9 protein-coding genes and 3 pseudogenes are annotated in these 12483 nt (G+C 33.2%); 2 read left to right on the forward strand and 10 right to left on the reverse strand.

All coding sequences use genetic code 11. The annotated features are described in order from the left end of the window. Window positions 1–58 precede the first annotated feature (58 nt). Window positions 59–1158, reverse strand: a pseudogene (locus tag OPS21_RS06430) (IS3 family transposase). A 174-nt stretch (window positions 1159–1332) separates the two neighbouring features. On the opposite strand from OPS21_RS06430, the gene OPS21_RS06435 reads away from it, so the two are divergent. Beyond that, window positions 1333–2610, forward strand: coding sequence for an IS4-like element ISWpi18 family transposase (locus tag OPS21_RS06435; protein ID WP_264336305.1), 1278 nt, complete (start codon window positions 1333–1335; stop codon window positions 2608–2610). 199 nt (window positions 2611–2809) lie between these two features. Here OPS21_RS06435 and OPS21_RS06440 read toward each other — a convergent pair. The 8 genes and pseudogenes from OPS21_RS06440 to OPS21_RS06475 form a co-directional block, all read right to left on the reverse strand. After that, window positions 2810–4018: pseudogene (locus tag OPS21_RS06440) on the reverse strand (IS4 family transposase); the annotation flags it as partial. 49 nt (window positions 4019–4067) lie between these two features. Beyond that, window positions 4068–5054 (reverse strand): IS110 family RNA-guided transposase, encoded by a 987-nt coding sequence (locus OPS21_RS06445; RefSeq protein WP_264336567.1) that lies wholly within the window; start codon window positions 5052–5054, stop codon window positions 4068–4070. A gap of 201 nt (window positions 5055–5255) precedes the next feature. Further along, the gene (locus OPS21_RS06450) at window positions 5256–5648 is read right to left on the reverse strand and encodes a transposase (RefSeq protein WP_264336566.1); all 393 of its coding nucleotides are present in this window, start codon (window positions 5646–5648) and stop codon (window positions 5256–5258) included. After that, a complete protein-coding gene (locus OPS21_RS06455) occupies window positions 5639–6220 on the reverse strand; it encodes an IS110 family transposase (RefSeq protein ID WP_264336565.1) in 582 nt (193 codons plus the stop codon). Before OPS21_RS06455 ends, OPS21_RS06450 begins: the two co-directional genes overlap by 10 nt. Before the next feature lie 339 nt (window positions 6221–6559). After that, window positions 6560–8878, reverse strand: a complete 2319-nt coding sequence (locus tag OPS21_RS06460; protein ID WP_264336564.1) for a phage tail tape measure protein — start codon at window positions 8876–8878, stop codon at window positions 6560–6562. Window positions 8879–8987: 109 nt separating this feature from the next. After that, window positions 8988–9245: a phage tail assembly protein gene (locus OPS21_RS06465; protein ID WP_143688737.1), complete on the reverse strand. Its 258-nt coding sequence runs from the start codon at window positions 9243–9245 to the stop codon at window positions 8988–8990. Between the two features lie 82 nt (window positions 9246–9327). Then, window positions 9328–9834 carry a phage major tail tube protein gene (locus tag OPS21_RS06470; RefSeq protein ID WP_143688738.1) on the reverse strand — a complete coding sequence of 169 codons (507 nt, stop codon included), beginning with the start codon at window positions 9832–9834 and terminating at the stop codon, window positions 9328–9330. Window positions 9835–9948: 114 nt separating this feature from the next. Further along, window positions 9949–11048: pseudogene (locus OPS21_RS06475) on the reverse strand (IS3 family transposase). Between the two features lie 55 nt (window positions 11049–11103). On the opposite strand from OPS21_RS06475, the gene OPS21_RS06480 reads away from it, so the two are divergent. Then, on the forward strand, window positions 11104–11358 hold the full coding sequence (locus OPS21_RS06480) for a reverse transcriptase domain-containing protein (protein ID WP_264336563.1): 255 nt from the start codon (window positions 11104–11106) through the stop codon (window positions 11356–11358). Between the two features lie 86 nt (window positions 11359–11444). On the opposite strand, the gene OPS21_RS06485 is transcribed toward OPS21_RS06480, so the two are convergent. Beyond that, window positions 11445–12425, reverse strand: coding sequence for an IS481 family transposase (locus OPS21_RS06485; protein WP_264336561.1), 981 nt, complete (start codon window positions 12423–12425; stop codon window positions 11445–11447). Window positions 12426–12483: the final 58 nt, after the last annotated feature.

The raw sequence follows: 12483 nt of genomic DNA on the forward strand, positions 1-12483 counted from the left end.
AATGAATATGTTGATAAATACGTCGACACACATTTAAAGTATTTATCAATATATTCATTTACTGTTTATGATAATAAAGATCAGCAGGAACTTTATAATGTAGAGTCTGATGTCGCCTTTTATAGTTATACCAACCAACAAAATCGTTTATTATAAGATTCAAATCTCTGATACTATTTGGTCTATAATAATATATAGCTTCTTGCTTTAAAGTTCTCCATAAACGCTCAACAAATATATTGTCGAAGCAACGTCCTTTATGATCCATACTAATTTTAATATTAGCACGCTCTAATTCCATAATAAAGTTGTAGCTAGTAAACTGCACTCCTTGATCACTATTAAAAATCTCAGGTTTACCTTGTTTTAGAGCTTCTTTGAGAGTATAAAGGCAAAATCCAGCATCGAGATATGGTGATAATGAATGAGCAATAATATAGCGACTATACAAGTCCATTATTGCCACAAAATAGACAAACTTACCTTCTACCATAATATATAGTAGCCCATACCTGATTAACTCTACAAATAATCAAATCTTTGAGTAAATAAGGATATATTTTATGCTTTTTTTCTTTAATACTTGTATTACATCTTTTTCTACAATACAGCCCACTAATCTTCATTTTTTTCATAATTCTTAAGATTTTTTTGTGATTGACTACTACTCCACTCGCTATGATTTCAGCAGTAATTTTACGATATCCATAACGGCAATCAGAAGCCAAATATACTTCTTGAATCAAATTTCACTTTCGTTATTAATTATATGCCTATAATATAGGCTAGATCTGCAAATCCCCAGTAAATCAGCCTGTTTCCTAATTGATAGATCAGAATCTTTTTCTATAAACCTTACTCTATCTTTTTTGCTTATTTCAGTAATTTTTTTTTCAAATAACTATTTTCCACTGTCAATTCTCCTATTACTTTATGTAAACTTTCTATTTCTTGCGCTAAGATTCTTTGTTTTCTCGCACTTTCACTTTCTTCAACAAATAGGTCTTTTAACCTTGCCAATACTCTATCACGCCAATCATATAGATTTGTTGATGGTATTTTATATTCACTACATATCTCAGATGTGCTTTTTTGATTTTTTATTGCTTCCAAAGCTATCTTTGCTTTTAACTCTGGTTCATATTTTTTTGTTGCCATACTTTTACCCCTTTACCTTCCTACTCGGATCAACCATTTTTTTTTGGTCTAGTTTATGGGGTGCATTATACTTCACTGCCATTAAGTTAAGGAAAAGTGATGAACTGTATTATAAAATCAGGTAAGATCCACAAATTAAAAGAAGTAATGACATGAGTAAAAAAAAGAATAATCATGTTTATAAAAAATAAATTGATGAGTTTAAACTTTATAAACGCACACAGAGCATCCTCAAAAGACTTCTCACGAAAAAGAAAGCTGCCCTTCGTTAATGTATTTCTCCTGATTTTTAGAAAGAGTGTAAAGTCATTACAAGTGATGCTTAATGAGTTTGTTCTGCATACAAGAAAAGATTATACAATTACGGCAAGTGCATTTACTCAAGCAAGAAAGAAGCTAAAGCATACTGCGTTTTCAGAGTTAAATGATGATATAGTTTCCCTATACTACCAAGATCAGGAATTTAAAACCCACCATGGCTTCAGAGTACTTGCATTTGATGCTTCAATACTGATTCTGCCAAAGAGCGACAAAATAATAGGTGAGTTTGGCTCAAGAGCAGTATGGAATGGAATCCAGAGATTTGAAGACTATACAAGTGCAACCTTTGAAGTTTGCTACGATGTGCTAAATAATATTGCAATAAAATCTGTGCTAAGTAGAGGTGACAGCTATGAGGTTGATTTAGCAATCGGTATGCTTGAATCCATAAAATCAGACGATTTGTTAATCTGTGATAGAGGATACGTATCTTATCGATTTCTTGCTGAGCTTACAGGAAGGAAAATCAATTATATAATTCGCTGTTCAAGTTCGTCTTTCAATGAAATAAACGCTATGTTTAAGCCGGAAAGCCCATCTAGTACGGTGGTAGTGTCTACCGCACCTATTAAAGTAGCAAGACAGCTACGAAAGCTAGGATTACCTGATGAGATGAAATTCAGGTTAGTCAAAATAATACTTTCTTCTGGCGAAGTTGAAGTGTTAGTAACATCTCTGTTAGATGAGAAACGTTTTACAGTTGAAGAGTTTGAGAGATTATATTACTTGCGCTGGGGAGTAGAAACATTTTTTTCTAGGCTGAAGGGAAGATTAAATTTAGAGAATTTCACAGGAAAAAGTATTGAAACTATCAAGCAGGATTTTTGGTCAACTATCTTCATCAGTAATCTAGAAAGTATCATGATAGAAGATGATGAAGAGACATTGAGCGCACAGAATAGTAAACTAAAAAAAAGCATCAATAAATCTGTCTCATTTAATGCGATTAAAAACTTAGCCTTTGATATTTTTTCTACAGAGTCAGACATAGACTGCATTATGGATCGACTATCACAGTTATTTTTGATGAACACTTTAGTGGTGAGAAAAGGGAGAAGAGTTGATCGTCATAAGATATCTGATATTCGTTCACTCAACTACCAGAAAAGAGCTAGAAAACATGTGTTTTAAATTCAAGATATCTTTTCAGTATCATTGCATTAGTACATTCTTTGCAAAATAACCTGCAATTATTACTTTTTTAAATAACTTGCACTTTTCAGACTCCCTTTTCTTAAAAATTCACCCTAGTATTTACCATAATTATCAATCACTTCAAATTTTTTGTCCAATCTTAACTTCTCTTTCCCTTAACTTAATGGCAGTGCATTATACTTCTCCCTTTTCTCACCACTAAAGTGTTCATCAAAAATAACTGTGATAGTCGATCCATAATGCAGTCTATGTCTGACTCTGTAGAAAAAATATCAAAGGCTAAGTTTTTAATCGCATTAAATGAGACAGATTTATTGATGCTTTTTTTTAGTTTACTATTCTGTGCGCTCAATGTCTCTTCATCATCTTCTATCATGATACTTTCTAGATTACTGATGAAGATAGTTGACCAAAAATCCTGCTTGATAGTTTCAATACTTTTTCCTGTGAAATTCTCTAAATTTAATCTTCCCTTCAGCCTAGAAAAAAATGTTTCTACTCCCCAGCGCAAGTAATATAATCTCTCAAACTCTTCAACTGTAAAACGTTTCTCATCTAACAGAGATGTTACTAACACTTCAACTTCGCCAGAAGAAAGTATTATTTTGACTAACCTGAATTTCATCTCATCAGGTAATCCTAGCTTTCGTAGCTGTCTTGCTACTTTAATAGGTGCGGTAGACACTACCACCGTACTAGATGGGCTTTCCGGCTTAAACATAGCGTTTATTTCATTGAAAGACGAACTTGAACAGCGAATTATATAATTGATTTTCCTTCCTGTAAGCTCAGCAAGAAATCGATAAGATACGTATCCTCTATCACAGATTAACAAATCGTCTGATTTTATGGATTCAAGCATACCGATTGCTAAATCAACCTCATAGCTGTCACCTCTACTTAGCACAGATTTTATTGCAATATTATTTAGCACATCGTAGCAAACTTCAAAGGTTGCACTTGTATAGTCTTCAAATCTCTGGATTCCATTCCATACTGCTCTTGAGCCAAACTCACCTATTATTTTGTCGCTCTTTGGCAGAATCAGTATTGAAGCATCAAATGCAAGTACTCTGAAGCCATGGTGGGTTTTAAATTCCTGATCTTGGTAGTATAGGGAAACTATATCATCATTTAACTCTGAAAACGCAGTATGCTTTAGCTTCTTTCTTGCTTGAGTAAATGCACTTGCCGTAATTGTATAATCTTTTCTTGTATGCAGAACAAACTCATTAAGCATCACTTGTAATGACTTTACACTCTTTCTAAAAATCAGGAGAAATACATTAACGAAGGGCAGCTTTCTTTTTCGTGAGAAGTCTTTTGAGGATGCTCTGTGTGCGTTTATAAAGTTTAAACTCATCAATTTATTTTTTATAAACATGATTATTCTTTTTTTTACTCATGTCATTACTTCTTTTAATTTGTGGATCTTACCTGATTTTATAATACAGTTCATCACTTTTCCTTAACTTAATGGCAGTGAAAACTATATGGAGTAACTTGCGCATTGCAGCTCCTACAATGGCCATGTTATGCTTGCCTTTCTCTTTTAACCTCTTACAAAAAGTCATAATAATAGGATTATGCTTTTTAGATACTATAGCAGGAAAATACATTGCCTTACGTAATGTTTGTGAACCTGATTTACTTAATCTGGGCTTGGCATATACAGATGAACCTGATGTTATATTCCGTGGTATAGTTCCAGCATATGATGCCAATTGCCTGGCATTTATAAAAACTTTTATATCAGAAATTTCAGCTAAAATAGCTACTGCTGATTCCTTTCCTATGCCTGGAACAGTTAATAGTAGCTGAAAATCTTCCAACAATTCTTTGTGTTGTTTTAATAGTTCATGTATGGAGTTTTTTATTGTTTCTATTGATTGCTCTATGTTCACTGAAAGATTTTCCCAAACATTTACAACTTTTTCAGGCAGTCTCTCTTTCTTTTCTAAATGATTATTTACTAATGTTAATTCATTTTTTAACGCAGCTGAACAACGATAAAGATGTTTTAATTTTTTCTTTTCAGAAGAAGGTGGTGTCCAACGTGTAGGTTCCTGTCTTTGACAATAATCTGCTATAATCTCTGCATCGCTCTGATCATTCTTTTGTCGCACAAGCTTACTCCTTGCATAAGATTTTATGCAATAAGGATTTACTACACTAACAAAATATCCAGCATTGTGTAGAAATTCAGCCAAAGCTTCACTATAACAACCTGTAGCTTCCATACAGATTGTTACTTGCTCCACATTATGTTTTTGTAAAAAATCAAGTAGACCTTGAAACCCAGAATCATCGTTTTTAAAATTCCTTTTCTTAGTTTCGCGTTTCCCTTTTTTACTTATGAAAGAAAGAAAAACATCAAAGCGATCTTTTGATATGTCTATACCTAAAAAGTTGTTGATCATTTATAACTCCATACGTTACCATTTAAAATGAAAAGTAAGGCTAACCTTGTGCATACAGAATTAGAACCATTTAGGTCTTTCTAAGATACCGTCCAACCTCTACTTTTGAGCAGTTGTGTTAAAAGTCAATAGAAAAATTGATGTAGCTGTGAATAAATACTTAAAGTTGTGTGGACGTATTTATTCACAGCTACGCTAGTACTAGATAAAAGCAGAATTAGGACTATATTCCTTAGTGAACACTCTACCATCTCTTACTAAAGAGTTAGCAAGAATAAGTAATTTTCTCATGGCAGCAGTAGAAGCAACTTTATATGGTTTTTTGTATTGATCATATAGTCTATCAAAGAAGATTTTTATATAAGAATTGTACCTTTGTGCACTAAGGATACACATATACAAAACTGTTCTAATTTGTGATCTACCGCCTTGAATACACCTTTTTCCTTTACTAAAACCGCTGTCTCGATTAAATGGCGCAATTCCAGAAAGGCTAGATATTTCTTTATGTTTAAGAATTCCTAGTTCTGGCATGTAACAGATCATAGTAATAGCCAAGGTTTTACCGGCACCTGGTATACTAGTTATTGACATGTATTTTTTTTAAGCTCTTGACTTTGATCAATTAATACCATCATTTCATCTTCCAAGATTTGAATTTGATTTTGCAAAATTACAAGCAATTCTTCTATTTGTTTGATTATGGATACATCGGTTATCTGGTGAGCTTGGGTTTTCTGTATCTTTGCCATTTCCACTAGTTGATTTCTGCGAGATAGTTTTTGCTTCAAACAATCAGTATTATTAACATTTAAAGGAGTAACACGCATGTCTGTATTATTAATATAACGTGAGATGATACTACAGTCTATTTTATCAGTTTTAGTACTAATACCAAGGCTTTTTGCGTAATCTCTAACCCATCTAGGTTGAATGACATATACTTCAAAACCATTGCTTAGTAAAGTGTAAGCGCATAGTTTTTCGTATCCACCAGTAGCTTCTAATCCAACTTTTGTTACATTATGCAAGTGTAGAAAGTCGAGCACTTGATCAATAGCTTGTACGTTATTTTCAAACGTTTTATAATAACCAAGTGGATGAATGTGGATGTCTAGTTTAGTTTTGCTAACATCAATGCCAGCAATAGTATTTGGTGAATTCATAATTCCTCCATAAAATAATATTGAATACTGCATTTTCCACCCTTATATACGAGCCTAAAAGCTCAATCAGTTGTTCGGAACTTTCAGTATATAAAACAGAGAAGAGAACCTTGCTCAAAAACGGTTCTTATAACCAAGAAGGGAAACGGTTCCTCTTCTCCATATGTCCTTATATTGCCATTCTATAACATTTATAAAGACTTGTTTTTAACATATAAGAAGGGAACTCTTTTCTCTTGGACAGATTTTATATCTAAGATAACATCCAGAGTTCTTCCCTTCTCCACCTAATGCTTAAGCTTAAAACATTAGATGCTTTTTTCAAGATACAAGATAACATCAATAAAATGTCTCTACTGTATCAAATAAAACATCACGTGATTTTTCTCTTATCCTTTTCATTACTTCATCAGCAAGACTACGAACATCTTGATTTTGTGCTGCTTGTATACTTATGTTGAAATAATTATGTTGAGTTTGGTTAAAAGTTTTATTTTCATACTTGCCATTTATGTACTCTTTTAGATTTTTCTCATCTGCTATAGATTTCTTTTCTGCGATAGCATGTTTAATTTTGAATCCTTCAACATTATTCCAGCTATTTTTAGAAATTCCTTTCATCACACCATTATTTGATAAAAGATTCCCATTATTAAAAACACTATTTTTAGAAAGTACATTGCTAGCTTCTCCATCAACTAACGAAATAACAGTTTTTCTCTTCTCAAATTCTTTTATTGGACTATTTTCTGACACTTTCCCAAATATGCTACTAACTGTATTTCCCATCCATGAAAAAGCCTCTCCTATCGGTTTTATGATTGATTTCCAAAAACTAGCAAAGAATTCCTTCACTTTTTGCCAGTTAGTGATAACAAGTGCTGCACCAGTAACAAGTCCAGTAATTAAAAGCCCTATAGGATTACTCATTACAGCAAGCGTTACTGCTCTTAGTCCTGTTACTACTGCAGGAAAAACTGTAGCTGATAAAAATGAAAAAGTTGCGATTATTTTTGCTCTTAAACCGAGAACTGTACTTGCTAAAAAAGCGAACCCATAACCTAAGCCCACTACTAAGATTTTTAAACTTATTAAAGCTGCTATAGTTCCCATGATTGCTGTAGTTAAAGTTGGGTATTTTTCTGCAAATAAGGCTATGCTCCTAGTTTTTTCTTGTAAAAATTCAGCTATAGATTTTAAAGTAGGCAGCATCACTGAGCCCAGATTCATACCAACTTCAGCTATTGCATTGCGAAGGAGCCGTAGTTTATTGGCTGTAGTATCTGCACGATTTTTAAACTCATCTTGCAGAGAATTGTTGTACTCTTCTTTGTTAGCTAGCAGCTTTATTGCATCCTTGTACTTACTAAAACTTCCAGCTAATAATGCAATATCATCTTGATATTCCTGACCGAAAAGTTTCATAAGGATTGTAGAACGCTCCTGGTTATCCATTTTCTTTAGAGTTTGAAAGAAGTAAAGTAGTGCTTCTTCCCCATTTTCACTTATCCTTTGTACCATTTCTTCTGCGGCTATGCCCATTTCTTCTAGTGCTGCCTTAAACTCTTTTCCTTGACCTTCAGCAGTTTGAAGCTTAGAAAGTAAAGCATTTATAGCAGTTGCAGCTTTCGCTGGTTGTTTGCCTAAGCTAATGAAAGCATTTACTAAACTGCTGGTTTGTTCAAACTTTAATCCAAACTGTTTTGCAGTACCACCAACTATTGCTAGAGCTTCAACCATGTCTTTTGCTTTAGCAGCAGTGTTATCTGACAAGTGGTTGATCACATTACCAACATGTTCCATTTCACTAACATCAATTCCATAAACGTTAGAAAGTTTAGCTATGGAATCGCCTGCTTGCTCTGCAGACATATCAAATGCTGTTGACATTTTTGCTACTGTTTCTGTAAACTTAAAAAGATCTTCTTTCTTGATACCAAGTTGACCACCGCTTGCAGCTATTTGTGCTAATTCTGCAGCTGATAATGGTATAGTACGTGACATCTCTTTTAACTTCTTGGCAAATTTATCAGCTTCCTTTGTCTTTTCGTCAAAATCAACCACTTTTGTAACATCAGCCATAGCACTTTCAAAGTCAATCGCAACTTTAATTGGCGCTGCAAGCGTTAGCCCTAGCCCAATAGTCTCTATAATTTGTGACTTAAAATGTGCTTTGCTTGCTAAAAAACTTTGGTGACTACGTATTGCAGATCCAAGCTTACCATACTTACCTTTTAGCACTTCAATAGAAGAACCAAGTTTATATTGATCACTTACTAATGACTTAATATTTCTTCCACTTTTTCTTACTTCTTCATTAAATGAATGTAAAGCATCTCTCTTTTTCAAATATGCTTCTTTTGCTTTTGTTGCAGAAAACTTAGCTTTATCAAACTCAGCTTTTAAAGTTTTGCTTGGTTTCTCTACCGCTTTCATTTGTTTAGCTAAAGATTTTACTTGATCTTCAAAGCCCTTCCATGATCTCCTGCTAGTTAAAACATCACTACCCAATTGCTTAAACTTTGATACTGATTTTAAAGATGAATCAAGCTTTCTTATATTCTCACCAAGATTAGAGAGTTGACTACTACTGCCCTTTATTACAGTATTAAAACTGCCATCAAGTACCGCACCTATTTTTATCGATAATACTGACATTTGAACTCCCTAGCTAATTTGCTCCATAAAATAAACTCACTAATCTCCATATCAAGAATGTGCTCAACTCCACCACCTATGATAGAGCCAAGCACTAGTATTTCTAATCTCAAGTTTTTTGGATAATCGGTGAAAAAAAATCCTTTAATACCTCTTGCACTTTCACATAATCAGCAATATCTAACTCTTCAATCGCTTCTTTTGCAACTGATGTCAAATTGGCAGTCAAAGTTACTTCCTTACTTAGATCACTACCATTAAGTCTCTCAATAGCTAGATAATCTCTAACTTTTGGACGTCTAACGGTAAGTTCTGAGACAGAAATACCATCAACTGTTATTGGGTTGTTTAGTGTTATAGTTTGCATAAAATTCTCCTATAAAAAATAAAATCTTGTAAAATGTTGTAACTATTTGATCAACATCTAAAAAATAGAATTCTAAAAATCTTCATATTCCAAGCACCGTTTGAAGTAGTGCCATCTGATCAACACCATTTATCTTTCTAATCATATTTTCAGCATCGATTTCTATTAACTCATTACCACCTATAGTAAGTTTATAGTAATGAGCAGCGACAGTGCATTTGAGAGTGGCTTTTTCAGCAGGTTTCCAGCTACCAAAGTCAAATTCTTTGAATATGCCTCTAAGGTTGATAATTACTCCTTCAACCTCATTGCTGCCACTGCCTTGTAATCCGCCCCTTAGCGTCAAAGCTACTGAATTTCCATCTATCAAACCAAAAAGTCTAAAAAGTTCTGAATCATATTCTGCAAAAGTAAAATCTGCTTCAAGCTTTTCCATGCCCATGTCAATATTTATTGGAATATCCATACCACCAGCTCTATATTCTTCAGTTTTTATGGTAAGCTTCGGTAAGGTTATTTCATCTATTTTTCCTGCATAACCCCGACCATCTACGAATACATTAAAATTCTTTAAAATCTTCGGTAACATCTCTATAATGCACCCATTTGTCTAGACCATTTTTTTCAAAGTGATCCGATTTTTAAAATGAATATGTTGATAAATACGTCGACACACATTTAAAGTATTTATCAATATATTCATTTACTGTTTATGATAATAAAGATCAGCAGGAACTTTATAATGTAGAGTCTGATGTCGCCTTTTATAGTTATACCAACCAACAAAATCGTTTATTATAAGATTCAAATCTCTGATACTATTTGGTCTATAATAATATATAGCTTCTTGCTTTAAAGTTCTCCATAAACGCTCAACAAATATATTGTCGAAGCAACGTCCTTTATGATCCATACTAATTTTAATATTAGCACGCTCTAATTCCATAATAAAGTTGTAGCTAGTAAACTGCACTCCTTGATCACTATTAAAAATCTCAGGTTTACCTTGTTTTAGAGCTTCTTTGAGAGTATAAAGGCAAAATCCAGCATCGAGATATGGTGATAATGAATGAGCAATAATATAGCGACTATACAAGTCCATTATTGCCACAAAATAGACAAACTTACCTTCTACCATAATATATAGTAGCCCATACCTGATTAACTCTACAAATAATCAAATCTTTGAGTAAATAAGGATATATTTTATGCTTTTTTTCTTTAATACTTGTATTACATCTTTTTCTACAATACAGCCCACTAATCTTCATTTTTTTCATAATTCTTAAGATTTTTTTGTGATTGACTACTACTCCACTCGCTATGATTTCAGCAGTAATTTTACGATATCCATAACGGCAATCAGAAGCCAAATATACTTCTTGAATCAAATTTCACTTTCGTTATTAATTATATGCCTATAATATAGGCTAGATCTGCAAATCCCCAGTAAATCAGCCTGTTTCCTAATTGATAGATCAGAATCTTTTTCTATAAACCTTACTCTATCTTTTTTGCTTATTTCAGTAATTTTTTTTTCAAATAACTATTTTCCACTGTCAATTCTCCTATTACTTTATGTAAACTTTCTATTTCTTGCGCTAAGATTCTTTGTTTTCTCGCACTTTCACTTTCTTCAACAAATAGGTCTTTTAACCTTGCCAATACTCTATCACGCCAATCATATAGATTTGTTGATGGTATTTTATATTCACTACATATCTCAGATGTGCTTTTTTGATTTTTTATTGCTTCCAAAGCTATCTTTGCTTTTAACTCTGGTTCATATTTTTTTGTTGCCATACTTTTACCCCTTTACCTTCCTACTCGGATCAACCATTTTTTTTTGGTCTAGTTTATGGGGTGCATTATAGTTAGTGTAATTACGTACGCCGATGATTTTGTGGTTTTACACGAGAGCGAGGAACTTGTGATGAAGGCAAAGGTTCTAATTGAAAAATGGCTAAAACCCGTTGGATTAGAATTAAAGTCATCAAAGACAAGAATTGTACATACACTGAAATCCCTAAATGGGGAAAAGCCAGGATTTGATTTTCTTGGATTTTCAATAAGGCATTATCAAACACGTCAAAATAAGAGAGGTTACAAGTAAACCAAGTCGTAAATCTATAAAGTTGTGTGATTCATAGAGGTTATTGCAACTAATTTGTCAGATCAAGTCTGAACTTGAAATACCTGTTAAGAGGTTTTATATTTTTGAAGTGACTTTAACTCTTGGTTATGTTTGTAATTTTGCATGACAAATGTTTCTTTTGATGAGATATAATTTTTTTGTATTTCACTTAGACAAGGAATTGTTTTTTCCAGTTCTTTATATTTTTCCCAAGGAGTCTTTCCCTGAAGAGAGCTATGAGGACGTTGTTTATTATAATATTCTTCCCAATCCCTAAGCTTGACTTGCAATTCATAATCCTTAATGTTAACGCTACTATAAAATTCATCTAAATCTGTACGCTGCGCTCTTTCTACTTTACCATTTAAATGTGGGGAAAACGGCTTAATTGGACGGAATTTTATTTTCCATTCTTTTAGACACTCTTGCACTTCGTAAGCAAAAAATTCTTGTCCTCTATCGGTCTGAATCCTTTGACAATGAAATGGAGCCCTTTCCCTTAATTGTTTTAGGAAATCCAGAGTATTTTTTGAAGTACGCCTTGAGTATAATGCGATAACTTTATAACGCGTACAATCATCTATAGCAGTATATTGATAAAGCCCCGAAGATATTTTGCAAACATCCATTTGTACACGCTCTCCTGGCACTTTGCAGTTATAACGCTTAATCTGCTTGCGATAGTGGCGCTTAATACGTAAAAGACTTACATCGTGTTTCTTCAAAACTTTGTGTATAGTAGCCAATGCAAAAGAGATATCATGTAAACGCTTTAATTCAGCTTGAATACGTCTTGCTCCTAATTTTCTAGCTTTTCTCAGATGAAGAATGAGCTGTTCATTTGACTTGTTGATTTTTTGTAAGGGTAAAGTTTTAGGCCTGCTACTAAGGTTTGACAATCCCTGTTCACCTAGCTTTTCATAACGTTTGTACCATTTTCGTAAGGTAAAGCGTGAAATGTTATAGTGTTGACATACTTTGCCTGCATGACCTAATTTTTTGTATAATTCTATCCAATTCAGACGCAACTTAACTTTGGTATCCATTTACTGATTGCCTCTTGTTGATGAATTTATTCATATTATTGTAATAAGGTATTTAAAC

Source organism: Wolbachia endosymbiont (group B) of Chorthippus parallelus (assembly GCF_947251815.1).
In the GTDB taxonomy this organism is placed as follows: domain Bacteria; phylum Pseudomonadota; class Alphaproteobacteria; order Rickettsiales; family Anaplasmataceae; genus Wolbachia.